The 25,595-nt window shown below is 51.3% G+C and carries 18 protein-coding genes and 2 pseudogenes; 14 read left to right on the top strand and 6 right to left on the bottom strand.

Features of this window, described 5'->3' with window-relative positions; genetic code table 11:
* Positions 1 to 170 precede the first annotated feature (170 nt).
* Positions 171 to 1,715 (bottom strand): efflux RND transporter periplasmic adaptor subunit, encoded by a 1,545-nt coding sequence (locus AC2215_RS05735; RefSeq protein ID WP_486809004.1) that lies wholly within the window; start codon positions 1,713 to 1,715, stop codon positions 171 to 173.
* Between the two features lie 149 nt (positions 1,716 to 1,864).
* Between AC2215_RS05735 and AC2215_RS05730 the strand changes: the two genes are divergently transcribed.
* The gene (locus tag AC2215_RS05730; RefSeq protein ID WP_486809003.1) at positions 1,865 to 2,488 is read left to right on the top strand and encodes a TetR/AcrR family transcriptional regulator C-terminal domain-containing protein; all 624 of its coding nucleotides are present in this window, start codon (positions 1,865 to 1,867) and stop codon (positions 2,486 to 2,488) included.
* An 85-nt stretch (positions 2,489 to 2,573) separates the two neighbouring features.
* Here AC2215_RS05730 and AC2215_RS05725 read toward each other — a convergent pair whose 3' ends face one another.
* Positions 2,574 to 4,484, bottom strand: coding sequence for a right-handed parallel beta-helix repeat-containing protein (locus tag AC2215_RS05725; RefSeq protein WP_486809002.1), 1,911 nt, complete (start codon positions 4,482 to 4,484; stop codon positions 2,574 to 2,576).
* Between the two features lie 616 nt (positions 4,485 to 5,100).
* Here AC2215_RS05725 and AC2215_RS05720 point away from each other — a divergent pair.
* The 3 genes from AC2215_RS05720 to AC2215_RS05710 all read left to right on the top strand — a co-directional run bounded on the left by AC2215_RS05720 (position 5,101) and on the right by AC2215_RS05710 (position 7,352).
* Positions 5,101 to 6,177 (top strand): thiamine phosphate synthase, encoded by a 1,077-nt coding sequence (locus tag AC2215_RS05720; RefSeq protein ID WP_486809001.1) that lies wholly within the window; start codon positions 5,101 to 5,103, stop codon positions 6,175 to 6,177.
* Between the two features lie 295 nt (positions 6,178 to 6,472).
* A complete protein-coding gene (gene thiS, locus AC2215_RS05715) occupies positions 6,473 to 6,685 on the top strand; it encodes a sulfur carrier protein ThiS (RefSeq protein WP_486809000.1) in 213 nt (70 codons plus the stop codon).
* 217 nt (positions 6,686 to 6,902) lie between these two features.
* On the top strand, positions 6,903 to 7,352 hold the full coding sequence (locus AC2215_RS05710) for a T3SS (YopN, CesT) and YbjN peptide-binding chaperone 1 (RefSeq protein WP_486808999.1): 450 nt from the start codon (positions 6,903 to 6,905) through the stop codon (positions 7,350 to 7,352).
* Positions 7,353 to 7,719: 367 nt separating this feature from the next.
* On the opposite strand, the gene AC2215_RS05705 is transcribed toward AC2215_RS05710, so the two are convergent.
* Positions 7,720 to 8,640 carry a PEP-CTERM sorting domain-containing protein gene (locus AC2215_RS05705; protein ID WP_486808998.1) on the bottom strand — a complete coding sequence of 307 codons (921 nt, stop codon included), beginning with the start codon at positions 8,638 to 8,640 and terminating at the stop codon, positions 7,720 to 7,722.
* A gap of 733 nt (positions 8,641 to 9,373) precedes the next feature.
* Between AC2215_RS05705 and AC2215_RS05700 the strand changes: the two genes are divergently transcribed.
* The 7 genes and pseudogenes from AC2215_RS05700 (at position 9,374) to sir (ending at position 17,585) form a co-directional block, all read left to right on the top strand.
* Positions 9,374 to 10,117 carry a PEP-CTERM sorting domain-containing protein gene (locus tag AC2215_RS05700; RefSeq protein ID WP_486808997.1) on the top strand — a complete coding sequence of 248 codons (744 nt, stop codon included), beginning with the start codon at positions 9,374 to 9,376 and terminating at the stop codon, positions 10,115 to 10,117.
* Between the two features lie 22 nt (positions 10,118 to 10,139).
* A complete protein-coding gene (locus AC2215_RS05695) occupies positions 10,140 to 10,328 on the top strand; it encodes a hypothetical protein (protein WP_486808996.1) in 189 nt (62 codons plus the stop codon).
* Between the two features lie 99 nt (positions 10,329 to 10,427).
* On the top strand, positions 10,428 to 11,429 hold the full coding sequence (pheS, locus tag AC2215_RS05690) for a phenylalanine--tRNA ligase subunit alpha (RefSeq protein ID WP_486808995.1): 1,002 nt from the start codon (positions 10,428 to 10,430) through the stop codon (positions 11,427 to 11,429).
* Positions 11,430 to 11,630: 201 nt separating this feature from the next.
* A complete protein-coding gene (locus AC2215_RS05685) occupies positions 11,631 to 13,211 on the top strand; it encodes a cation:proton antiporter (RefSeq protein ID WP_486808994.1) in 1,581 nt (526 codons plus the stop codon).
* A 376-nt stretch (positions 13,212 to 13,587) separates the two neighbouring features.
* A complete protein-coding gene (locus AC2215_RS05680; RefSeq protein ID WP_486808993.1) occupies positions 13,588 to 15,081 on the top strand; it encodes a high affinity choline transporter 1 in 1,494 nt (497 codons plus the stop codon).
* A 57-nt stretch (positions 15,082 to 15,138) separates the two neighbouring features.
* Positions 15,139 to 15,240: pseudogene (locus AC2215_RS05675) on the top strand (hypothetical protein); the annotation flags it as partial.
* A 416-nt stretch (positions 15,241 to 15,656) separates the two neighbouring features.
* Positions 15,657 to 17,585 (top strand): sulfite reductase, ferredoxin dependent, encoded by a 1,929-nt coding sequence (sir, locus tag AC2215_RS05670; protein ID WP_486808992.1) that lies wholly within the window; start codon positions 15,657 to 15,659, stop codon positions 17,583 to 17,585.
* 11 nt (positions 17,586 to 17,596) lie between these two features.
* Here the strand turns inward: sir and AC2215_RS05665 are convergent.
* Positions 17,597 to 18,878, bottom strand: a pseudogene (locus AC2215_RS05665) (RNA-guided endonuclease InsQ/TnpB family protein).
* Positions 18,879 to 19,421: 543 nt separating this feature from the next.
* Here AC2215_RS05665 and AC2215_RS05660 point away from each other — a divergent pair.
* From AC2215_RS05660 to AC2215_RS05650, 3 genes are all read left to right on the top strand, one after another.
* Positions 19,422 to 20,033 (top strand): glutathione S-transferase family protein, encoded by a 612-nt coding sequence (locus AC2215_RS05660; protein ID WP_486808991.1) that lies wholly within the window; start codon positions 19,422 to 19,424, stop codon positions 20,031 to 20,033.
* Positions 20,034 to 20,348: 315 nt separating this feature from the next.
* Entirely contained in the window at positions 20,349 to 21,263 is a 915-nt protein-coding gene (locus tag AC2215_RS05655; RefSeq protein WP_486808990.1) for a tetratricopeptide repeat protein, read from the top strand.
* Between the two features lie 251 nt (positions 21,264 to 21,514).
* Positions 21,515 to 22,723, top strand: a complete 1,209-nt coding sequence (locus AC2215_RS05650; RefSeq protein ID WP_486808989.1) for a DUF3541 domain-containing protein — start codon at positions 21,515 to 21,517, stop codon at positions 22,721 to 22,723.
* Here AC2215_RS05650 and AC2215_RS05645 read toward each other — a convergent pair.
* Positions 22,644 to 24,635: an alpha-L-glutamate ligase-like protein gene (locus AC2215_RS05645; RefSeq protein ID WP_486808988.1), complete on the bottom strand. Its 1,992-nt coding sequence runs from the start codon at positions 24,633 to 24,635 to the stop codon at positions 22,644 to 22,646. The genes AC2215_RS05650 and AC2215_RS05645 overlap by 80 nt on opposite strands.
* A gap of 770 nt (positions 24,636 to 25,405) precedes the next feature.
* Positions 25,406 to 25,595, bottom strand: a 190-nt coding sequence (locus AC2215_RS05640; protein WP_486808987.1) for a hypothetical protein, incomplete at its 5' end; no start/stop codon positions are given.

Raw genomic sequence — 25,595 nt, 5'->3', positions numbered from 1 at the left:
AGGGTGTGGGGTGTAGGGTGTGAGGAACGTCAAAGACTTACTCTCTCCCTTATCCCCTTGTCCCCTTGTCCCCTTGTCCCCTTGTCTCCTTGTCTCCTTCTCCCCTTGTCCCTCATCTCCGAAGAAGAGGGCGAAGCATTTGGATATGTAAGATTTCGTTTGACTGAGAATTATTCGCCCAAATGCTTTGCCCCTACGCTTGGGCGCACATCTTGGCCGGGAACGAGGCGGTGAATGCCGCCTGCGACAATGCGATCGCCGGGTTGCAGGGTTCCCCGGACTAAAACGCGATCGCTTTCTTGATGAACGATTTCCACCGATTGCTGCTGGACTTGATAAATTCCCGGCTCGGTTGCGTCTTCTTTGGGAACCAGGACGTAGCAGGTCCACAGTCCGCGAATCCCCTGAGTGAGGGCTTCTGGGGGTAGCCAATAGCCGGGGGCGGAAATTGTTTCGATCGCGTCCAAGCGCACGGTTTGCCCCGGATTGACGCGGGAAATAGCGGCGCGATCGAGTCTCAAAACGACGGTTTGGGTGCGAGTGGCCGAATCGATTTCCGGCAAGATGGAGGAGATCGTCGCGTCGTAGACCTCTGATTCCACTCTCACCCGTTGGCTGCTGCCGACTTCGAGATTTTCGACTTGGCCCGCGGGAATGCCGATTCGGGCTTCGGGAGCAACATCTTCAATCAAATACATGACCGACTGACCGGAATTGACCACCGTTCCTTCATCCAAGCGCCGGGTGGCAACGATGCCGTCAAAGGGGGCGGTGAGGGTGCTTTTGGCGATCGTGACGTCCAAATCGGCAATTCCGGCGTCGATTTGCTGCACCACTGCGGCCTGAGCGTCGATTTGCTCTGGGCGAGTACCGTTAAGCAATTCTTGCAGGTCGCTGCGGGCGGCTGCTACCCGTGCGGCTTGGGCGTCGATTTGTTCGATCCGGGTTCCCGATCGCAATTCTTCGAGTTGTTCGCGCGCGGCCGTCGATTCGGCTTGCAGAGCGCTGGCGGTGGTGGCAGCTTCGTCGAACTGCTCCCGCGACACGGCTCCCGCTCGGTAAAGCCGTTCCCGACGTTGGGCTTGCAGTTGCGCCAGTTGCAACCGTTCTTCCACATTTTTCAGGTCGGCGCGGGCGGTATTGATGGTTTCGACGCGCGGCCCGGCTTCGAGTTCTCGCAGCCTAGCAATTTCTTGGTCTAAGACGGCCTGTTGGCTGGCAATATCTTCTTGTCTGGCTCCCGCTTGCAATTCTCGTAGTTGGGCTTCGGCTCTAGCTCTTTCGGCGACTTGCTGCTGTCGCTGGGTTTCTAGGTTGCTCGTATCCAACACCGCTAGGGGTTGTCCGGCAAACACCAAATCTCCTTCTCGCACCAGGACTTCAACCAATTGACCGCTACGCTCGAAACCCAGTTCGCTGGCTCGCAAGGCGGCAATTTCTCCGGTGTAGGTTCGTTCGACTTCGTAGCCTTGGACCAACTCCGCCCGGAGGGTATCCACGGGCAAAATTCGAGCACTTTCCGTTGCCGTGGGGGTTGAAGTGGAAGCCCCCTGTTGCAGTCGGAAGACGGCAATTCCGCCAAGTAATAGAAGTCCCGTCGAACCCGCGATTAATCCGCGTTTCCAAGACCGACCTCGTCCCTGGCGACGTTTTTCTGGGGGCGGCGAGGGAGTCAACGGCCGCGATTTTTGAGGGGGAAGGATGTTGGAAGTCATGAGGAGGGTATAGAGGAGAAGGTGTATTTGAGCGAGTAATCGGAGTCCGATCGAGTTATTTTTAGACCGAACGGTTCGGTCATACACGTTCCGTGGTACCATTAAATCAAAGGCTTTGTCAATATGACCGAACGGTTTAGTATACGGGAATGAAAACAGATGTAATGGTGGATGTGGATATAGAGAATCCCAAAGCTCGTCAAATCTTAGAAGGCGCTCGGACGGCATTTCTCGAACTCGGCTATGAAGGGACGAGTACCGACGAGATTGTGCGGCGAGCGGGAGTCTCCAAGGGGACGCTGTACAATTATTTCAACAATAAGCAAACCCTGTTTCGGGCGTTTGTGGAGCTTGAATGCAGTCAACACGCCGATCGAATTTTCAAGATCGAAGATCCCACTCAGGATACCGAAGCCACCCTGCGTCAGATCGCACAACACTTCATCGCGCTGTTAATTTCCCCATTTGCGCAAAATATTTATCGATTGGCGACGGGAGAAGCCCAGCGCTTTCCCTGTCTGGCGCGTACCTTCTTCAATTCGGGTCCGGATTTGGGAACCCGCCACCTGACTCAGTTTTTGTCGGCAGCAGTGGCACGGGGGGACTTAAAAATCGACGATTTCGAACTGGCGGCACAACAATTTTTGGAGTTGTGTAAAGCCGATATTTTCCTCAAGTGCACGTTTCACATTCAAGATTCGTTTACCCCCGAGGAAATCGATCGGGTAGCAAACGGCGCGGTGGATATGTTTTTGAGAGCCTATCGCCCTTAGTGCCGCTGCGCGGAATGAAAAATGAAAAATGCAAAATGTTTAGGCTGTAAGCGATTGCCCGATCGCTTCACGGTGAAGCTGGATATTATTCCTCCTCTAATTCCTCAAGACGAGCATCCAATCCCAAATCGAGGAACTCTTCAAGTAAGACCAAAGCCCGAGCGCGCTCTCGGAATGCACCCACTTGAATCACATCTCGATTGCGGATTTTGGTATCGAAGGCTTCGGGAATCATCGATCGCACCAAGGCTCGATCGCGCGTACTCGTTGTCTCCACCACCACTCGATAAGGAGTATTGCTCCCCGTTGCCCCCCGAGAGCCGACAAATTGGGGGATAATTTGGGGCGGTGGTGGCGGCATTCCCGGTGCGAAATTCGAGGGAGGCTGCACGGCTAAAATCGACACCTCCCCGCCATTGCCAATGGGTGCGTTCGGATCGGGAACCGGTAGCGGTCCGAGTTCCGGAACCAATTCGCTGACCGATCGCGGTCCGTTGAAATCATTGCTGAAATTGCGACTGAAATCGTTGGTGGGGGGCGGAGGCACTCGCGAAGCGAGGGGACTTGAAGACAGGTTGGGCAAAAATTGGGGGCTTTCGGGGGCCGTGGGTGGCTTGCTCGAACTCGATCGCCTCGAAACTGAGAGATTGGGAGGCGGTAACTCCGGACTGGCCGTATCGAGCCGCACTGAGGGGGCTACAGGAGACGGAGGCGCGGCAGGCGGTGCAAATTCAGCTCTGGGAGTGCGTTTTGAGTCCGATGGGTTTGCCAGGGTAATTAAGCGATTGGGGGTCAGAGGAATCGCCTCACCCGTGGTTGCCACCCTTGTTTCGACCCTCGAACCCACCGCGCTTGCCTCGGAAACGCTGGCAAGTTCGGTATATCGGACTTCAGATCCGCTGGTTTCGAGTGCGCCAAAATCGATATCTCCTCGGGTTCTCTCGGGGGAGACTTGGTTACCAAATGCGGCTACCATCGCCTGTCGGGAAGAGTTGTGCAGATCGTCCTCTCCATTGTCGCGAATCATATTGCCCCCCGGATCGTCGGGCGTCCCTAAATTCGCCCGCGATTGAGCCATTGCCACCAATCCGTAGCGATCGTTATCGGCAATCAAATTCCCCCGCAGGACTGGCTGTCCGTTTTGCTGAACCACCACCCCATCTTCATTTTCGGTAATTTGGTTGCCAATCACCAAAGGTGCGGCATTTTGGGCGATGAAAATGCCCCATCCCGTTTCCTTAAAAATATTGTCTCGCACGTCCGGTTGGGCGCTGCCAGCAATGGCGATGCCGTGGGTTCCGTTATCTTGAAACTCGTTATCTTGAATTAACGGCGTGCTGTTGCCGCGAATGGATATACCCTCTTGGGGGTTCTTGCGAAACCGATTGCCGATGATTCTCGGACTGCCGGATTCGATCCAGGCGCCGTAGCCACCATCGTGGGGATTCGTCACCGTCACGCCGATCAGGCTGGCATTACCGGTTGCCACAACGGCGACGTTCCGACGTTCTGCCGCCGACTCAAAGATAAATCCGCCGCCGTAAATTTTGATATCATCCCCCCGGTTGCTGCGATCGCCCCGAACGGTGACTCTACCTTGGAGGCGCAGGGGAAATGTTTCTCCCGTCTCGATGCGATATTTTCCCGGTGCTAAAATCACTTCTCCCTCATCTCCAACGACTTCTAAAGCGTGAGAAATCGTCCGAAACGGTGCTTCGATACTGCCGTTCCCATCAAGATCGTCTCCAGAATCGGGATCGACGTAGACGGCAGTGGCTGTGCGATTGTTGGTTTGGAAAACGAAGGAGGATGCTTCAGGGGAGGGAGCGGCGATCGCTGGAGATGCCCACATCCCGGGAGCGATCGCCCCCCATCCCAAACTCGCCAACAGCGAAAAGGTTAATCCACTGGGAAACTGTGAGTTTTTCCCCTTGGAATTCGGACGCAAAACATCGGTCTGAAACATCTGTTTGAAGTTCGAGGCAGGAAAACTCACGGCTTTTTTCCAACGCGATAGCTGTATATTGTTATCCATCTCAAAAGGTTTGAGTGTCGGGGTTTTGGGGGCAGTCTATTGGTAATTTTTGGCTCCCCTCCTTTTGAGCTTTGAAACCCAAGGTGTCTGTGAGGGCACCGATCTCAGTGAATTTGGATCGTGTTGGTGCACATCTGACTTTTATTTTTTGGGTTCGACCCCTCTTAACTGGCCCGGACCGATCTCCTAAAACACCACACAGCCCGATGGCTAGAGGACGAGCCCTCCGTTAGGGTTGCGCGTCCGAGCTAGAGCCAACGCGATAGGATTTAAACCCTCGGGCGATCGCGTTGGCGATAACATGTCGGGCTGACCTAGCAAAATTTATTTCCATTCCCACAGAGGCGATGGCGCTTTAGGGTCTCGATTGAATCCTGAGGGACTCATCTCGAAATTCGATCGCTGCTTTTTGTCGATGCACCCAGGAAAATGTTCGATCTCGTGCTTAATGATGGCACAATTTTGACGAGTCGATCGCGCGATTGCCGCTCAAATTTTTGAATGCCAGTACGCTATCAGAAAAAGCGATCGCCAAGTGTTAAGATTCGCAACGTCAGGAGATTTGTGGAGATTTGTCATGGGTGAGCCAACCAACGGTCGTCAATTTGTCCCACGGGCTGTCTGTCGAATTTTGGATGCCAATCTCGATCGCGCCCGCGAAGGATTGCGCATCGTGGAAGAATGGTGTCGGTTCGGACTCGATAGCACCCCGCTCACCAATGAGTGCAAGCAATTGCGCCAAGCCCTGGCCAGCTGGCATACCACCGAACTCCGGGAAGCCCGAGATACCCCAGGAGATCCGGGCACGGCATTAACGCACCCCCAAGAACGGGAACGCCAGAGTATCGAACAAGTTCTCCAAGTCAATCTCTGCCGAACTCAAGAAGCATTGCGGGTGTTGGAGGAATACGGCAAACTGTACCACCCGAAGATGGGGGAAGCCTTCAAACAGATGCGCTATCGAGTGTACGACCTCGATAGCCAATTGCTCGCCCAGGGTCGCCAGCAGAAGCTACAGCAGGCGCAGTTGTATTTGGTGACCTCTCCTGAGGATGATTTGCTCGGGATTGTAGAAAACGCCCTCCAAGGAGGACTGACTCTGGTTCAGTACCGCGATAAAGATGCTGACGACGCGACCCGCATCGAGATGGGGACGAAACTGCGCCAACTCTGCCATCGGTATCGGGCGTTATTCATCATGAACGATCGAGTTGACTTAGCATTGGCGGTGGATGCCGATGGGGTACATCTGGGTCAGCAGGATGTGCCGATCGCCTTTGCTCGCCAGTTACTGGGGTCTTCGCGGATTATCGGTCGTTCTACCACGAACCCCGAGGAAATGAAACGGGCGATCGAAGAAGGAGCCGATTATATTGGGGTCGGTCCGGTGTACGAAACGCCGACCAAAGCCGGGAAAGCACCAGCCGGATTGGAATACGTCCGTCACGCTGCTGCCAACTCTCCCATTCCCTGGTTTGCTATCGGCGGTATCGACATGAATAACATTCATGCAGTTTTTTCCGCCGGGGCGGAACGAGTTGCTGTGGTGCGCGCCATCGTCCAAGCAGAACAGCCGATGCTGGTGACTCAGTATTTCCTCTCTCAACTGGCTTGGCTCGATACGATGGGTCAGCTTGAGGGAAGCCAAAGCTAACAGAAGATTAGGAGGAATAGGGTGTGGGGTATGGGGTGTGGGGTGTGGGGGAAAGAAGAAGAGGCGCGGGCGTGGAAGGCAGAGTATCCGTCGAGGGTCACGATTGGCGGCTTGACAACACGAAATCTGGGAGCTTAACAAATCCGAGGCGATTCTAACCTTTCACAAATGGGTGTGGGGTGTGCAGCGTGGGCGATCGTTGCTTATCCGATTAAAGGTTTTCGGTGATTCAGCGATCTCGAAGCGTATCTAGGCTAATATCGAGGCGGATTTTACAGAAATGTTCGAGATCGATATGTCTTCTGAAATCGCTCTTCAAGTGAATGGCAAACCGCAAACTTGCCCCCCCCAAACGATTTTGCCCGATTTACTCAAACAGATGAATCTCAATCCCCGGTTGGTGGCAGTGGAGTATAACGGCGAAATTTTACACCGGCAATTTTGGGATAGCACGCAGATTCAAAACGGCGATCGCCTCGAAATTGTGACGATCGTGGGGGGAGGGTAAGGAATGAAAAATTAAAAATTAAAAGTTAAAAATGCAAAGTGCCAAATTTGGCATCGTTCCCATCCTCCATTCTCTTAAACCCTAAGGGATTGCGCGAGCGATCGATCCGGGGTATATCAAACGTGAATTCAGCCTCGAGCGAGGTTCTGGGATGGAGATCGGGCATCGTAAAATAGTGGGAGAGTTCGCTATAGATCCCCAAATGCACACAACCCAAATGAAATTTCTGACGCCAGCTCAACAAGAAACCTACAACAAAGTGACCGAGTGGATGGAGGAACTTTTCGAGGAATATCCTTGGGAGACACTCGACGAACCGGGTTTTGGTTTATTCTGGGGGTCGGCTTGGGTGGAGGTGCGCATCTATCCCTGGGGAGATGATTGCGAAGATACTGTCATCAACGCTCGTTCTCGCGTCGTTACCGGTGCGTCCCTCGAACCGGGATTGCTCAATCTTCTCCTGCGGCAAAATGCCGAGATGCGATTTGGAGCGTTTTCTATCGATGCTAATGGCGATATTCTCTTCGAGCATACGATCGTCGGTTCGACTTGCGACCCCGAAGAGCTAGAAGCCTCAGTCTTAGCAGTATTGGAAGCGGCAGACGAATACGACGATCGCATTGTCGAACGTTGGGGAGGAGAACGCGCTCTCGATCGACCGATTTAACAGAACCTCAAGCATCTCGGGATGTTTTTGGGCGATCGTATCGAACCAATTAAAGCGCGAAATTCTTGATTCTTGCCGATCGCAAATGGGTGAATGCAGATAGTCGAGTACTATCTTGAATCCAAAAAATGAATCCAAAAAAAAATGGCGAATCCTAGAATTCGCCATTATCGTTTATCTCAATAGAGAGCGAGCCAAAACCCTCTGCATTTTAAACGGGGGAGTGTCAAAAAACGTCGCTCTCGTATGTTGACCGATCGCGCAACTAAATTTCTGTGTCGATCGAAATTCTCGTTTTAATGTGTCAGAAGAGTTCCACGAAACCTTATCTTTTTAGTGGTCTTTTGTGCGATCGAGCCAGAAAGTTTTAGCCTTGACGACGCTTCAGGGCAGATGCACCAAAGCCAATCGCGCTGAGGCTGAGCAAGCTCATGGTCGCGGGTTCGGGAACCGCTGCCACCTTTTCTTCGGATAAAATTTGGGCTTTCAGCGATGCATTCTCGCTATCGAAGTAGCTGCCATAACCGGTAAAGTGGCTGAGGGTTCCATCATCGTTGTACGTCGCGTTGGGATTCGCCGTGGCGTGGAACCAAACACCTAATTCCTCGCCAAAGCCCGTACCTTTCCAGTTAGCATCGAGGTCCACAACCTCTACTTCCTCATACTCATTCGTCTCATAATTCATAACCTGGCGCGTCTGATTAACGGACATGGCGTTGATAGCATCCACGTCAAAGATGGAAGATACATCAACGGAGAAGCCCAGGCTGCGTTCGGTGCCGTTATCGATAATGTTGACGGCATTGTCCCAAGAGCCAAGGAATGCATTGGTATTGTAGCTACCGCTGTTATTCTGTCCGTTATAGGCGTAAGCGCTCAAAGTTCCGGTGACACCGTCCATGTAGAAAATCGCGTACTCCTGCTCGATATCCTTGGGATTGGGACCATCGGTGAGCACTAACCAGCCACCCTGGGGCTTGGCATCTCCTTTCTCTTGAAAGACAGAATTCCAAGTGAGAATATTATTGACATCGTCGAAGGATGTCGTAATCGATGTGTGGTATCCAAGGCTATTATCGACATGAATCACACCACCATTATCCGCACCGTTGTCTAAACCCCACCACTGTTCATCATTGGTATCATCACCATCATTGAGTAAATCAATGCCTTTGTCCCAATTGTAAACGGCGGTTTTTGCAGAGGCGGGAGCGATCGTGGCGATGGATGCAGAAAGAACCGCTGAGCTAAGAATTACACTGTTGGCAATTAGTTTGGAGAGTTTCATTGAATCTATCTTAGGGTGATGGGTATCTGTCGATACTTCAATCCTAAGAATTCAAAAATACTCTCATCAATCAAGTTCTTTTAAAGTTACGCACTTAAACGATGAACGATCGATAAAATTAGCAATAAATTGCTCAATACCTATTAAAACTTCTCGATTAAATAATGTCAATCAAAACGATCTGTATTTTTAGAGATCGATATAAAAAATTGACAAAGTATTTGAGAATTCGGTTAATTAGGTCTGAGTCGTGGATGCTCCCACAAGTTTCCGGTGCGTGCCAGTATTAAACCCGAACTATGATTATTTCTCAGATGGATGAGGTCTCCCGCAGAAGGTCGATTGGCTTTGTGACCCTACATCGCTTAATTTTTGGGTACACCTCACTCATGGGATAACCGCGATACAAAAACATCAAGATAGCAAATTCTGTAGTTTGCGATCTCCGAATCGAAAGTCACTCTTTTTTGGAGTCAATAAGAAGATTGAAGATTATATTCTTCTCAGTATATTTTCGAATTGACGCAAATTAAATTCGGAAATATTACCGAGTCGCACTTACGAGATTCTTCTTTTTGAAAAGATTTCATGAAATTAAAGTATAAAACTTGGCAAATCAATTTATTGATTCATAGGATGGATTTAAAAGCGTTGTGAATTTCCGAAAAAAAACGAGATATTTACTCGGTCATAGCAAGGCTTAATGGACTTAAATAAGTAGAATTGGATTGACATGAAAAAAGTTGTATCGACCTTGGTTTCTTCATCAGTACTAGCCACCGGTTTAGCAATTGTATCCTCAGCTTTAACGGCAACATCGGCTCAAGCTGTTCAGTTCGGCTTTTATAACATCACTGGAAACGATGCGGAAAATGCCGCCATTGGGGAAAACCAAATGTTATTGGATGTCACGGAGTCAGACTCGGGTAAAGCCTTATTTGAATTTTCCAACATTGGAACTGAATCCTCAGCTATTACTCAAATTTACTTCGAGGATACTTTATCTCTTCTAGCTGGAATCGATCTCATTGATACCAGCGATCCTGGAGATGCCAGTCAAGGGAATCGGGCCGGCGTCAACTTTTCCGAACAAGATAGACCTGGGCGTCTTCCTGGCAGTAATGGCAGTTTTGGTGGCTTTGATGCTGCCTATGAAGTGTCTCCAGACAGAACGGCTTCCCAGTGGGGTATCAACCCCGGAGATACCTTGGGTGTTGTCTTCGACATCGCCAATGACTATAGTTTTGATGATTTGATTAATGCATTGACCGACTCAGAGTTTCGAGTCGGGTTCCACGTTCAGGACTATGCCGATGGTGGTAGCGAAGCATTTGTGAACGTTGCGACTCCCGTCGATTATGACTATCCCACGGAAACCTCAACCCAAGCCGTTCCAGAACCAGCAGCCGTTGCGGGATTAGGCTTAGTGTTCGGTTCTATGCTCACCTCGCGCCGAAAAGGATCGAACCAGTCTTAAACCCTCTACTGAAAAATTCAAAATGCCATCAGGCTTGCGTCTAATTGCAACCTGCCTCAACACACAAAACCAAAACCTGAATCTAGCCCGAGGACGAGCGTCCTCGGGCTGTCTCGATGGAACGATCGCGAAAGGGACGGGGTTGAGAGTCGAGTCAGAGATGCGATCGATTTTCAAAGTTGTCAGCACCAGTACGATCGCAAATCTGTAAGCCCAACGTCGGAGTCGATCGCCCATGGTAAATCTTCCGAGCGAACACCCAGTTTGACGTTAAAATGAGGTCTGAACGATACCTCCCGTCTCCGGTTCCATGACTACGACCCTCACCGATCTCGAAACCCAACTCGCAGACCTGGGTGAAACGGCCCGAGAAGCGATCGCCGCCGCCGACACCCTCGACGCACTCGAGCAATTGCGAGTCAGCTATTTGGGCAAGAAGGGTCAACTCTCCAAAATCCTCGGTGGTATGGGGAAACTCGACCCGAGCGATCGCCCTCGCATCGGCGCGCGAGCTAACGAACTCAAACAAGCCTTCCAGGCAGACTTAGAGCAAAAGAAATCCGACTTGCAAGCGGCGCAAATCGAAGCTCAACTGGCGGCGGAAACCCTGGATGTCACCATGCCCGGAGTAGTACGACCCCAGGGTTCGGTTCATCCCCTCAACGGAATTATCGATCGGGTGATCGATATCTTCGTCGGTTTGGGCTACACCGTTTCGAGCGGCCCGCAGATGGAAACGGATTACTATAATTTCGAGGCCCTCAACACGCCCCCCGACCATCCCGCCCGAGATATGCAGGACACCTTCTACCTCCCCGACGGGAACCTCCTGCGCACCCACACCTCATCGGTGCAAATTCGCTACATGGAACAGCACGAACCCCCCATTCGCATCATCGCCCCCGGTCGCTGCTGTCGGCGAGATACCGTCGATGCCACCCATTCAGCCACGTTCCACCAGATTGAAATTTTAGCGGTCGATCGCGGTCTGACCTTTACCGACCTCAAAGGCACCGTCAAAGAATTCCTCAAGCAAATTTTCGGCGAGGTGGAAATCCGCTTCCGGGCGAGTTACTTCCCTTTCACCGAACCCTCAGCAGAAGTGGATGTCCGGTGGCAGGGTAAATGGTTGGAGGTGATGGGGTGCGGTATGGTCGATCCCAACGTCCTCAAAGCTGTCGGTTACGATCCTGAAGTCTATTCCGGATTTGCCGCCGGATTGGGTGTGGAACGCTTTGCCATGGTCTTGCACAAAATCGACGATATTCGCCGCCTCTACAATAGTGACTTGCGTTTCCTGCGTCAGTTTTAAGAAGGCTTTGGAATGAACGGACAATTGATAATGGGTGAATGGCACTGAATTTAGAGTGAGTTTCGACTTTACGAGTACGGAGCGTCAAGGGTTGCAGACACCGAGTTTTGCTTATGTCAGTGTCATTCGACAATGGGTCAGTTGCAACAATCTTTCCCTACACCCCACACCCTACACCCCACACCCCATAAATAAAAGCCTATGTCCCTGGAAGCTGCGGCTGGTGAAGCCCTGATTCAGCAAAACCTGGAGAAATTCCTCCTGGTTCTCTCAGTATCCCTCACCGTTGCCACCCTCTCTCGAACTTTGAGTTGGGTGCGCGAAATCCCCTATACCTTACTGTTAGTTATCGTCGGGGGTTTTCTCGCGTTTGAGGACGTGCGGTTGGTCGATCTCTCGCCGGGATTGATTCTGGAAATTTTTCTGCCTCCTCTGTTGTTTGAAGCCGGTTGGAATCTCGACTGGAAAAAACTCAAACAAGACTGGATTCCCGTCGGGTTGTACGCCATCGTCGGGGTGATTATTTCGGTTTTGGGGATTGGCTGGGTACTGGCGCAGTTTACCGAACTCTCCTTACCCATTGCCCTACTCGTGGGGGCAAGTTTGGCGGCAACGGATCCCGTATCGGTGATTGCCCTGTTTCGAGAACTGGGGGTTGATAAGCGCCTCACCACCCTGATGGAAGGGGAAAGTTTGCTCAATGACGGGGTGGCAGTTGTTGCCTTTAGCTTACTCGTCGGTGTGGCCCTGGGGACGGAAGATTTTTCCTTGCAAATGACCATCGCCCGGTTTGGCATCTTCGTCGGCGTAGGTGTGGGCATGGGGGCATTAATCGGTTTTGGTATTTCCTACCTCACCCAACGGTTCGATTTGCCCCTCGTGGAACAATCCCTAACCCTCGTCTCGGCATACGGAACCTACGTGGTGACGGAAAATCTGGGAGGGTCTGGGGTAATCGCCGTGGTGACAGTGGGTTTGATTTTGGGGAACTTCGGTTCTCGTATCGGCATGAACCCCCGGACGCGAATTATCGTCAGCGAGTTTTGGGAGTTTATCGCCTTTTTCGTCAATTCGATCGTCTTTTTGCTGATTGGCGATCGAGTTGAGTATTCAGCCCTGCTGGAAAATTTGGATTTGATGGCGATCGCGATTGTGGCGGTTCTCGTCACGCGGGCGATCGGAATTTACCTCCTGGGTGGCGTGAGTAATTGGATCGCCCAGTCCCAGATTAACCAAGCCGAAATTAAACTCTCCGAACAAACGGTACTGTGGTGGGGCGGCTTGCGCGGTTCGGTTTCGATCGCCCTGGCGTTGAGCGTGCCCGCAGCTCTACCGGAACGGGATAAAGTCATTAGTATCGTCTTCGGGGTGGTGCTGTTTACGCTGTTAGTTCAGGGGTTAACCACCAAAACCCTCCTCAACGGTTTGGGCTTACTCGGCGAACAGTCCCGCAAGCAAGAATATATTGAAACTCTCGCCCGTCAAGCGGCCCTGGAACGAGTGCTCGAACGCTTACAAGAGTTGGGTCAAAATCCCGAAATCGATCGGGAGTTTTTCGATTATCAAACCGCCCTCGTGAAAGGGGAAATCAAAGAGTTTCAGGACAAGATTCTCCAGTTGCGCGATCGCTACCCAGATTTGCGCGACTTCGCCAACCAACAACTGCGCGAAGAGTTACTCGCACTCGAAGCCGATACCTATGCCGAGTTCGTCCGCGCGGGACAACTCACGAAAGAATTGGCACCCTTTTTGCAAGATGTCCTCTATGATTCGGGGGAATAACGCAGATGGGGTGTCATCCGTTACATTGAAAAGCCTTTCAGCACAAGAATTAAAGCGGGTTGGGCGATTGATGGTTCGCCAGTCAAAAACGATGCCTAGCAAAAAATGTACGGCTAACTAATAATATACCAATCGTAGGGATCCATAGCTGTTAACCCCTACGATTGGTGATTTTCCCGCCGAGCCCCAATAGTAACCAATATTACAGAAATAGGTCTATATGCTGCCGCAGACTTTGTCCCAGAACGAGCACCTGACGGTATAGATCGCATGTGGATGAGTGTCGATCTTGATTACATCAATGCGAGGTCTGTGCCGGGAGCCGGATGGCTCGAAACGAGGTTCATCGTTTAAAACTGACTGAGGAGTAGTCATTGTGTCAGACAAAATTCTGTTTTGGGGAATTCTCTTATTCCTCTTTGCCACACTAGGAATTGGGGTGTGGGCAGCTAAACAAGTTAAAGGAGATAGCGAAAACTATCTCGTAGCCGGACGGGGATTAGTGTTACCATTAGCCGCTTCGACCCTCATGGCTCAATCGGTAGATTCTAACGCCACTTTGGGCAATACCGATTTAGTCGCTGAATTTGGCTTTTGGGCGGGAGCATCCTTACCCCTAGGTTTAGCTCTGTGTCTCTTATTCTCAGCCCTTTTCTTTGCGAAACCGATGAATCGCATGGGTTTAATCACCCTACCCGATTTCTATCGCGTGAAATACAATCGCAAGACTGAGTTGGTGGCATCGATCTTAATGGTATTAAGTTTTTCCTTCTTGCTGGCGGGAAATTTGGTGGCTGGGGGATATCTTTTCCAAGCGTTTTTAGGAACCAGTTACACCGCTGGGGTCATGCTTCTGGCCATCATTGTGTTTATCTACACCGCGAGCGGAGGACTATTTGCAGTCGCCTATACCGACGCTATTCAAGTTGCGATCGCCCTCATTGGTTCTTTCGCCTTGATTGGGTTTATTACGTTTAGCTTTGGACTAGAAATTCCCGCCGAGACTGGACCCTTAGCCTTGGAACAACTCACCGATCCCGCTGCTGGAGCTGCCATTAACTGGGCAACGCTTCTCGCCTTGGGATTGGGAGATATCGTTGCGATTGACTTTATGGCTAGAATCTTTGCAGCAGAAAGCCCAGAAACGGCCCAACGCGCCTGTCTCATTGGTTCTTTAGGTACGGTAATTATCGGCATTCCCTTCTCTTTAATTGCTCTGTCTGCCCCCAAACTTCTCGCCCAAGCCGGAATCACCCCCGACGGACCGATTCTGTATGCACTGCTCAACGGTATCGTCCCTCCCCTAGTGGGTCTTTTAGTCATCATTGCGATTCTTTCTGCCTCTCTCTCAACCGCAGATGGAGCAATTTTGGGGACTTCTTCGGTTATCGCCCACAATGTCTTGGGAGTTCGCCACGATGACCATCGTGGAGGGGGAGATCGACTGTTATTGATTACCCGCATTATGGCTTTTGTCATCACCGTGTTGGGGGTTTTCTTTGCCTTGCGAGTACCTCAAACGGGGGTTCTGCTTCTCTTAGCTTTCGATTTGGGGTTCGCCGGGTTGCTCGTGCCTTTAGCAGGAGGACTGTATTGGCCCAAAGCCACTTGGCAAGGGGCGATAGTTTGTATCGTCCTGGGAACGCTGACGCGGCTAACCTTCTTTGCGCTGATGCCGACAGCCTATGGAATCGATAACACGCTGTTGTATATCCCCAACCCAATTTTTACCAGCGCGTTTGATGGATTTCCAACCCTCATCAGTCCCCTAATAGGTTTAGTAGCTTTTGTGGTGGTGTCGAAGTTGACAGGAGGACGAGGCCGGACGGTTGACCAACAGTCCTTCCCACCTCAATCGAGCAGCTTCTAAAACGCGCAAAAATTGCCATGGCCGATGGCTAGAGATGGGAAAAACACGGAGACTCACGATCGAGAAACTGTGGAACAGATTCGAGAAAACTCATATCTGCAATACTTTCTGGGGTATAGAGCGTATCGCGATGAAGCTCCATTAGACCCATCGCCCTTAAGCTCGAAAAAGTAGATAGAACCCACTCGAAAAGATCCCACAATGGGTTCTATCTACTTGCAAACACTGATATCAAGTCGGGTTAAACCCCCACAATTAAGCGACTACGGCATCATCACACCTAGGGCAATTCCCTGGGGAATCAGAGGGAATCATATCATTGACATGCATTTCTCTATATTATGGGTATTCATGCCGACTTGAGATGACTCATTGTCAATTATCCATTGTTAAGGATTGCTTCACGATCGGGAGGGCCGCAATCAAGAGTGATAGGATTAGGCTTGGCTAAATTCTCCAAAATCCCGATCGACTTACCGGGGATCGAGGGTTGGTATTATCCAACCCCAGACACGATTTGGATTGACCACTGGGAGCCAAAGCATTCGATTCCTTACACCAACAACACTGTTTCCATGGCTACACCCGCAACCAAACCCTCCTCCGATCAAAAGCGCTCGAAGTTAGAAGATATTAAAGAACGCAGTAACTTCCTTCGGGAACCTCTGGCAACCGAACTCCTTGAGGATACGACTCATTTTAGCGAACCGGCGATTCAAATTCTTAAGTTTCACGGTTCTTACCAGCAGGATAACCGAGATAACCGCGTCAAGGGGCAAGAAAAAGACTATCGAATGATGCTGCGGACGCGCACCCCCGGCGGCTTCGTTCCCCCGCAACTGTATTTGACTCTCGACGACTTGTGCGATCGATACGGCTATCACAACCTGCGCGCCACCACCCGCCAAGCGTTTCAACTCCACGGCATCCTCAAAAAGAACCTGAAAGCGACCCTGGGGGCGATCGTTCGCAGCATGGGTTCGACGTTGGGGGCTTGCGGCGATCTCAACCGCAACGTGATGGCACCCCCCGCCCCGTTTAAAAATCGCCCGGAATACGATTTGGCTTGGACGTACGCCGATAACGTCGCCGATTTGCTCACTCCCCAAACCGGGGCGTACTACGAAATTTGGGTGGATGGAGAAAAGGCGATTTCCGGGGAAGAAGACCCCGCCGTCAAAGCCGCCCGCGATCGCAATGGCAACGGCACGATCGTCCATGAAGGGGAAGAACCCATTTACGGCGATCGCTATATGCCCCGCAAGTTCAAGTGCTGCGTCACCGTACCGGGGGATAACTCGGTGGATTTGTACTCCCAGGATGTCACCTTGGTGGTGATGACCGATGAATCTGGGGAGTTGCAAGGGTTTAACGTCTTTGCCGGCGGCGGCATGGGACGCACTCATAACAAGGAAGAAACCTTTGCCCGGATTGCCGACGAAATTTGCTACGTCGATAAAGCCGACGTGTACGATTTGCTCAAAGCGATCGTCGCCACTCAGCGGGATTACGGCGATCGATTCAATCGCCGCCACGCCCGGATGAAATACCTGATCCACGATTGGGGGGTGGATAAGTTCCGCCAGGTGGTGCAAGGGTATTTCGGCAAACCCCTCGAAGCTTTCAAACCCCTACCGCCATTCAAGTACGAAGACTACCTCGGTTGGCACGAACAGGGAGATGGCAAGTGGTTTGTGGGTCTTTCCGTGCAAAACGGTCGCGTCTACGATGACGGTTCTTTCAAGTTGAAAACGGCCCTGCGGCAAATCGTCGAGACGTTTCAACTACCGATGCGGGTCACCGCCAGCCAGAATATCCTCCTCTACGATATCGAAGCGGGGGATAAAGCCAAGATTCAACAAATTCTCAAAGATTGCGGCATCAAAGGGGAAACGGAAATCGATCCCCTCGAACGGTACGCCATGGCTTGTCCGGCGATGCCCACTTGCGGGTTGGCGATTACCGAGTCGGAACGGGCGATTCCTTCGATTCTCGATCGCCTGCGGGCTTTACTCACCCAAATGGGACTCAAAGACGAACATTTCGTGGTGCGGATGACGGGATGCCCCAACGGTTGCGCCCGTCCCTATTTAGCGGAATTGGGCTTTGTCGGACAAGCCGCCGGGGCCTATCAAGTGTGGCTGGGGGCGTCTCCCCATCAAACCCGTCTGTCTCGACCGTTTTTCGAGAAGCTGAAAGAAGAAGATATCGAAACCGCCCTCGAACCGCTGTTTGCCTATTTCAAACAGGACCGCAAACTAAAGCCAGAACCGGAAAGCTTCGGGGATTTCTGCGATCGGGTGGGATTTGATGCCCTGCGCCAATTCAGTGCCGCCTACGAACCGGGTTCGGCGTTGAAACCGAAGAAGGCGAAGCGCCAAGAACGCCATCGGATTCGGATTTACGATGAGGTATACGCCAAACTCAAAGCGGCCTCGGAGAGTCAGGGCAAACCGATGATCGATTTAGCCAGCGAAGCCCTGAACGCTTATTTGGATAATTGACACTCCCCGATCTAAAGAGACGGGGATTCTTGGTTCATTGACCCGGACTTACTCAATATCATCTCTGATACCGAACAGAGGTCTAAGTCTCCCCAAGCTTTAGATCCCGTGTGCCCCACGGTACGCAATCCCTTGACGAGGATGTTCCGGGCTGCGTTCTCATCTCGATCGAGAACACAGCCACATCCGCAAACATGAGTGCGAGTTGAAAGCGACTTCTTCACCCGCTTACCGCATCCAGAGCAATCTTGACTGGTGTATGCAGGTGGAACGGCTACGGTAACTTTCCCAAACACCTGGGCAAAGTATTCGAGCCACACCCGGAACTGATACCAGCCAGCGTCATTGATGGACTTGGCAAGTTTGCGGTTCTTGACTAAATTGCGGATGGCTAAATCTGCCTTCAGCGCGCCGCTTTGCGTCTACGTAGGCGACCAAATCGTTAGATAGGATTACGCACCGCGCCAATTTTACGGCGTGGTCTTCGTTCTCTCGGATGCAAGCTCCGAGAGCTGCGAAGACTTCGTCTTTACGCTGCCTTTGAATCTTGAGGTGTTGCCGTCCAACTTTCATGCAAGCCTTCCGTCGATTGTGACTCCCCTTCTGCTTGCGGGAAGCTTGGCGTTGCAGTCTTTTTAAACGCTTTTCGGACTTGCGGTAGTTGCGAGGATTGGAAACTGCATCACCATTGGAATCGGTATAGAACTCTTTGAGTCCCACGTCTAACCCGATGGCACGTCTGGTCGGTTCTACGTCCTGTCTGCGGTCGCATTTGATACAGAATTGGGCGTAGTAGCCATCAGCTCGACGTACCACTCGCACCCGTTTGATGTCCTTTTTGGGGTTGTAGTACCCCAAGTCACGAGAGCCGAGAAGTTTGAATCGCCCAGCCTTGAAGCCATCAGTAAACGTGATGTACTTGCGATCGTCGCTGAGCTTCCACCCGTTGGTTTTGTACTCGACCGAACCCCGTCGCTGATTCTTCTTGAACTTCGGGAACCCCTTTTTACCAGGCTTACCTTTTTTGCAATTATCGAAAAATCGGGAGATGGCAGACCATGCACGTTCGGCGTGTGCCTGACGTGCCATGGCGCTTAACTGACGCGCCCAAGGGAATTCAGGATTGTCGGCTAAGACTTTGCAGTACTTGCTAAAGTCGTATTTACCAATGCCTTTGTTGTCCATCCAGTACCGGATGCACGAATTACGAACGAACAAACCCGTGCGAATCGCTCCATCGAGAGCTTCATATTGCTCGGGTTTGCCTTTGAGTTTTGCTTCGTAAATCAGCATTGGGTTCGACCTCTTTTCCAATCTCCCTACATCCTACGCTGGAACATCCAGCGTAGGTTCTTGACTTGTGATAGTAATCGTTCCGTCTCGGAGATAAGTAGGTGGGCGTTAAAATCTTTATCTATGTAACTAAATGTAAATAGCCCCAACTCCTCTCTCCAAGAGAAATAGGAGTTATTTTACAAATTGCAACATAACATAGCTTTTCAGTGCTTACCTACTTAGAGAGGGTTAAAACCCCCCGTGTCGCTTCTTACGAACTTCGACGGGACGGAAACCGACACCGCCGAGTTCGCGCTTTTCATCCATGGGTTAAAACCGCGTGGCTCTCAAGCTCCCGGACTTCTCTTGTAGTCGCGCTTATTTGGCAGTTTAATTGGAGCGGGGGTTCTCCTGTGCCGGGTATCCCCATCCAATCGGGGTTGTGCCCCTGTAGCGACCCCTACTTATCGCGCATCGATGTGGTGGAGTAACCACTGGCTATGGTGATGGGCGATGGGATCGGGAAAACATGTTTCTCTCGAGTGCTCAACCTGTAAAACAATGTATCGACTGTACGATTTCCTACCCTCGGGCAATGGATATAAAGTTCGGCTTCTGCTCAACCAACTGCAGATTCCGTACACTCGAATCGAGATCGATATCTTAGCTAAAAAAACACGCTCTCCAGAATTTTTAGCCAAAAATCCTAACGGTCGAATTCCTGTTTTAGAAATTGCACCCGATCGATTTTTAGCGGAATCGAATGCAATTTTATTTTATCTGAGTCAAGGCACCGAGTATTTTCCTCAAAATGCGATCGAGCAATCCCTCGTCATGCAATGGCTATTTTTCGAGCAATACAGTCACGAACCGAATATTGCAACATCTCGTTATTGGATCGCAATACTCGGTGAAGAAGAGAAGTATCGAGAACCTCTCCAGCAAAAAAGAAAATTGGGAGATGAGGCATTAAATGTTCTCAACCAGCACTTAATGTCTCGGTCTTTCCTCGTGGGAGAACGATATACCATCGCCGATATTGGACTTTATGCCTACACTCACGTTGCGGGTGAAGGCGGATTTGACTTAAGCCAATTTCAGGCGATCGAGTCTTGGTTGAAACGCATTGAATCTCAGCCGAGATATATTAGAATCGGCGATCGCCCAAATTGAGACCTCTTCAAGATGCAAAATGTCGCCAACTCACGAGCGGTTAACCATTCAAAAAAAATCCCCACAAATAATGGGGGATTCGTCATCCAAGCAGCATCAAGAGAAGGAAGAGTTTGATGGTACTCACAAACCACTTCACTCTGACACTTATACATACTTCTGGCTCGGGGGAACTTATGCACTTTCGATCGCAGATCGCCCCATATTCCCACTTCGTCCGAGAATCTAAAGACCATCTTGCGAGATGGTCGATCGACCCAAACGTTGCGCTATAACTGCGATAACTCAAACTCAACGTTTTCCCACTTGCCTGATATGATTCGTCGTTACTCGGTTTTCTCAAGTTCGATCGCGATCGCGGCATCGGTTGTTTTGCTCTGGACGCTTTGGGTTGGGGCGAGTGAGATTTTTCCCCATCGCGGCACTGGATCGGACTGGTTGCAACGGGGAGCGATCGCCGTTCAAAGTGGAGACTACCCCCAGGCAATCGAAGATTTTACCCGCGCCATCGAACTCGATCCCACCCTGGCGGCAGCCTACAGCGATCGCTGCTTAGTTTATATCTACCGAGGGGAATACCCGCAAGCTCTGGCCGATTGCACTCAAGCCATCGAACTCGATCCGGGCAATCGGGAAGCCTATCTCAATCGGGGTTTAGCCCGCTATCGCACCGGTCGATATCCAGACGCGATCGCCGATACCGAGCGGGTTCTCGAACTCAACCCCGATGACGCGCGCGCCTATTACAATCGCGGGTTAAGTCGGTACGAACTGCACGACTATCGAGGAGCGATCGAGGATTACGATCGCGCCATCGTACTGGAATCGCCTCTGGAAGCAACGCAGCAGGCACAAATTTATATCGATCGGGGTTTGGCGTATTTGGGTATCGACAGTCCACCGGCAGCCGTGACAAATTTCGATCGGGCGATCGCTTTGGATGTTGAGAATGCCCGAGCTTACTACAACCGAGCCTGCACCCACCATCGCTTGGGAGACCTCGATCGTGCCGTAGAAGATTTAACCCAAGTGTTGCGTCTCGATCCCAACTCCGCCCAGGCTCGTGCCAATCGCGGCCTCATCTACTATCAACTCGGGAACCGACCGGCTGCCCTGCAAGACTTACAACTCGCCGCCCGCCATTTTGCCGAAAACGGTCGGGATGAAGCATCGAGTCAATTACGGGATGTTATTGAGGAAATGGGGCGATCGCGTTTGGCTTTGGGGTGAGATGTCAGGGTCCGAATCCGATCGATTTGGCTAGCCTAATATCGAGTTCGGTTAAATGCTGACAATTGGGATTGAGGTGAGCTTCAGGGGCATCGGGAGCAGGGGGGAGAGACATCAGCAAGATTGCACAATTCTCTGGTGTTGTCCTAACTGCAGTGGCGACGGCTATAAAGTTTTTAACCGAACTTGATATTGATTCCCCCTTTCCCCCTTCCCCTTTATCCTTTCCCCTTTTCTCCACCAGATGTCTAATGGAAAAATCCAAGCTAAAATTGCCCAGTGCCAAAATTTTGGTTCTCCTCGTCTTGTTTCTAGTTTGGTGGGCAATCCCATCAACCCCTGCCTGGGCGAAGTCCTCTAGCATCGAGATCGCCCCCATGATTCGGCAGCACTACGAGAGTCAACTGCAAACACTTTCTCGGAATAAGCAAAAGCATTACGCACTTCGCTTATTCCGTCTCACGGGTGAAAGTCGCTATCTCCAACCGATTTTTACCGAAGCCCTCCTCAGTGCCAATCGCCTCAACTCCGATGGGGTGGCACTCGACGATCGCGAGGCAATACGGCAGCGAACCCAAACGATCCTCAGCCATTACAGTAAACGCTCTCGACGATCGCGATCGCGCAAAGCCCTCTTAGCTAAATCGGGCGACATGGCGTTCTATTTGCGGCGGCTGTACAACCTGAACAAATTGCAAGAATTAGGTCTCCTGAAACCCCCCTATGTCGAGAACGTCGATGGCGAGATTGCAGCCCTCAAAGAGGTGGATTTTCGCAGCTTTTTATTAGATGAAGAAGCCATTAAGATCTATTCCGCACAGCTTGCTAATGATGTGTACTACCTACGGGATTTGGGGATTGCCGATCTCGAGCAAGACTATATCGAAGCCTTCCGTCGCACTTTCGACGATCGTCGAGATGCAATGCTAACTCCCAAGGAATACCAAGCCAAAGCTTACGGCTTGACGCACATCGTCATTGCGGCCAGTGGCTACTACCAGCACAATATCGATCGCCATGAATTTGAGTGGATTTTCCGTTGGTTCGAGCAAAATCAAGATCGGATCGTCCGCGATACCAAACCGGATGTCCTGGCGGAAGTTGCCATCTGTTTCTTGCTCGCCAACGATCGAGAAAATGCTGTGGTCGATCGCATGAAACAATCCCTCATCGAGGTCTTTGACTGGAATCACCATATGATTCCTTCTACCACCGGTCGCTTCAACTTGTCATTGGGCGAGCATCGGAACGTTCTGGCACTGATGGTGTTTAGCTGGCCCGATCGATTGCATTCAGGTCCTCCGGCGATGCAGTTTCAGAGTTTAGTCGAAAAATATCGCCGCGATATTTTCGGCACTCAACCCAATCCCAGCGATCGACTCACATCAACTGGCTTAGATGGGGAATCAACTCCAGACAGCGTTCCGGCACCAGCATCTGTGGCGGTTGGGCTGCGATAAATTCCAGTCGTCGCTGCAAACCGCAACGGTTCGCCACTTGTATCGCCAAACCCGGACGGGCATTCACATCGAGTACCACGGGACCGAGATTGGCATCTACCACTAAGTCCACCCCGATGTAGTCGAGATTCAAACTGTTTCCCAGCCTAATGCTTCTCGCCAAAATGGTGTCCCAATGGGGAATCTGGAATCCCTCCAAGGAATGACCGGTATCCGGATGAACCCAGACCGTTCGATTTTGGCAAACCCCACCGGAGGTTTTGCCCGAAAGTAAGTCGATGCCAGTGGCGATCGCCCCTTGGTGCAAATTCGCCCGACCTCCCGATGCTTGGGTTGGTAACCGAGTCATTGCCATCACCGGAACCCCTTTAAACAAAATGACCCGAATATCTGGCGTGCCACCCACGGAGATGGCTTCAAACGCTTCGGGTTGGGCAATGCGTTGCTCGATAATCACCTCATCCGACTCACCGCCGAGGGAATGCAAACCGGAGAGAATCCCAGACAAGTGATATCGCATTTGAGTGGGAGTAATTTTTGTCCCATCGGGCTTTTCAAATATGCCATCGGTCTTTCGGGCAATGACGAGAATACCGCGACCCCCCGATCCGCGAGCGGGTTTGATGGCAAAGTCCGTTCGTCCCGCTAGCAATTCGGGCAACCGTTGGATGTCACCAAAATGTTTGATAACTGCGTAGGTTTCGGGAACTGGAATGTCCTGTTGGAGGCAAATTTGTTTGGTCAGAACTTTGTTATCGACAATCGGGTAGTCTTTGCGGGGATTGTGGGGCAAAACATAGTCTGCATTGCGGCGGTTGATACCCACAATTCCTAACTTTTTGAGTCGATCGGGCCAAATGAACGACAAGGGTTTGGGAGCGTTTCTCGAGTTTGGGGGGGCAAGATTGCCACTCCCATCGATTCCGGTGGCGATCGGTTTCTCTACTGCTTTCTCTAAAATGTTCTCAATTTCCGGGTTTGGGAGTTTTTGGGTTTGAGCTTCTTTTGAGAAGATTGGGGAATGAGTCTGAAGTTTTGATGCCGTTGAGATCGGTTGCACCGGGAAGGAGATGGAACCCGGAGGCGATGCCATCGACTCGGTTAGGTCGCCAAAGCGAAAGAGTTCTGAGACTCGGTAGCCAGAATAACGTCCGATCCCAACCATCCCCGCTAGAGTCCAACAATGGACTTCGGGATAGCTTAACACCCATTCTCCCAATTCTCTGGAACTCAGGAGCGCATAGCAACTGCACCCAACCAAGATAGTCCCCACCAATCTTTGCATGGTGTGGGTCGTGCCCTGTTCTTCAAGGGTAATAAATAATCGCTCGATCAGCCCAGTCAGGATGACAACCGGGAGTAACACCATTTGTTGGCTGGTATTGGGGTCAAAATAATTGACAGCAGAAATGCTAAAGACGAGGAACAAAACCGCAACGGTGAGGACTGTTCCCAGCCGTGGAATCATCAGCAACTTGAGTGGATCGATCGAGGTGCGAATGCCAATACCCAGCAGCAAGATAGTCAAGATTAAAATCGAGCCGATTTTCCAATTCGTTAAGACTAAAGCCAAGGCCAGAAGTGGCGGTACAAAAGTGCCAAACGTCGTGAAGCCAATGATGTTTCTGCAGACTGCGGTGATGAGTGCGCCGAGCGGTAAGAGCAGTAACCGGGCTAAGGTTTGTTGCAGGTCGATGGGTAGTCGTTTCAAGTCGAGGATTTCGAGCCAGGTTGCCTTGTTGGGGGCGATCCAACCATCGGAAAGCGAGGTGGCGGTTGGAGAGAACAGTGTCATGTGATGGATTCCCGTCAAAACAGATAGGGAAACATCCTTTTGGCTCCAACAACGAATCCCGATAAACGATAAGCCTAAAATGATGAGGATGGCGATCGCTAGATTTGCTGCTTGCACGGTATTGACCGTTTCTTTTGGGTCTAGATTGGATTCACGAGCTCGTTTTTTTTCGAGCGCCCAATCCAATAAATTCACCTTTATCATTAGGTTCTATTGACATTTCACGAGTTTATTGGTCTTTCCCACCTGAGTGCCCGATCGAAAGACTTTGAAGCCTTGCTCTGTCTGTGCTTTGCGTTTCACTGTCCCGGACTCGCTTTTCGCCAAGGGCGATCGCCGACAAACCTCGAACGGCTATCAAGTCAGTCATCGACTTTGCACGAGACATCAAGGGTGTGACATAGATGCGTCATATCAAATCCGGTTGAATAACCGCATATTCCGGTGGATGCGAGCGGGGGGAGCGGAGGGAACAGGGGGAGAAAGTGACTCGTGGGATTTGTAGATTATGGTTAATTACCCGGATCTGAGATCGGGTTTATATAGCAGTCGCCACCATGGTTAGGACACCGAGTTATTTTGCTCATTGACAACGCGAGCAAGATGCTCGCACTGATTGTCCTAACGAACCTGGAGACTGCTATAGCAACTGTCAGGGCGGGCGCGGACAATACCGGACAATTCTGTAATTAACCCGTGGTCTTTCCCCCCTTGCCTCCCTTGCCTCCTCTGCCTCCTGAAGCCTACGGTCACTTGTGCCCGCGCCCGAGATGGCTACTGCTATAGCGATAGGAGGGCACGCCGTACCCCCCTACCAGCAGCAGGAATTGCTATGGGTTCATCATGGATTTACATCAATGAATCGGATACAAGCGAACCCGCTGGCCCTAGCTGCCGATGCGAGTCACGTTGAGAGAGACTCCACCGCAATCGTTCTCGGGACTGGCGCTATAGGTGTAGAACTTCACCTCTCCGGGAGCCTTGAGTCGGAAGGTTTCCGCTGCGGGGCGATGAGCGAATGCCTCACCTGCATTGCCATAGACACCGGTTTCGGCGACCGTTACCTTGGCATCCCCT

The organism is Zarconia sp. (genome assembly GCF_057467645.1).
The sequence above is the reverse complement of the archived record's forward strand: the minus strand, read 5'-3'. Positions and strand labels throughout refer to the sequence as shown.

Coding starts and splice junctions, on each gene's coding strand:
- AC2215_RS05655 (WP_486808990.1), top strand. CDS start 20,349: ATGATTCGTCGTTACTCGGTTTTCTCAAGTTCGATCGCGATCGCGGCA.
- thiS (WP_486809000.1), top strand. CDS start 6,473: ATGTCTTCTGAAATCGCTCTTCAAGTGAATGGCAAACCGCAAACTTGC.
- AC2215_RS05650 (WP_486808989.1), top strand. CDS start 21,515: ATGGAAAAATCCAAGCTAAAATTGCCCAGTGCCAAAATTTTGGTTCTC.
- AC2215_RS05730 (WP_486809003.1), top strand. CDS start 1,865: ATGAAAACAGATGTAATGGTGGATGTGGATATAGAGAATCCCAAAGCT.
- pheS (WP_486808995.1), top strand. CDS start 10,428: ATGACTACGACCCTCACCGATCTCGAAACCCAACTCGCAGACCTGGGT.
- AC2215_RS05710 (WP_486808999.1), top strand. CDS start 6,903: ATGAAATTTCTGACGCCAGCTCAACAAGAAACCTACAACAAAGTGACC.
- AC2215_RS05660 (WP_486808991.1), top strand. CDS start 19,422: ATGTATCGACTGTACGATTTCCTACCCTCGGGCAATGGATATAAAGTT.
- AC2215_RS05695 (WP_486808996.1), top strand. CDS start 10,140: ATGCCATCAGGCTTGCGTCTAATTGCAACCTGCCTCAACACACAAAAC.
- AC2215_RS05685 (WP_486808994.1), top strand. CDS start 11,631: ATGTCCCTGGAAGCTGCGGCTGGTGAAGCCCTGATTCAGCAAAACCTG.
- sir (WP_486808992.1), top strand. CDS start 15,657: ATGGCTACACCCGCAACCAAACCCTCCTCCGATCAAAAGCGCTCGAAG.
- AC2215_RS05705 (WP_486808998.1), bottom strand. CDS start 8,640: ATGAAACTCTCCAAACTAATTGCCAACAGTGTAATTCTTAGCTCAGCG.
- AC2215_RS05735 (WP_486809004.1), bottom strand. CDS start 1,715: ATGACTTCCAACATCCTTCCCCCTCAAAAATCGCGGCCGTTGACTCCC.
- AC2215_RS05720 (WP_486809001.1), top strand. CDS start 5,101: ATGGGTGAGCCAACCAACGGTCGTCAATTTGTCCCACGGGCTGTCTGT.
- AC2215_RS05700 (WP_486808997.1), top strand. CDS start 9,374: ATGAAAAAAGTTGTATCGACCTTGGTTTCTTCATCAGTACTAGCCACC.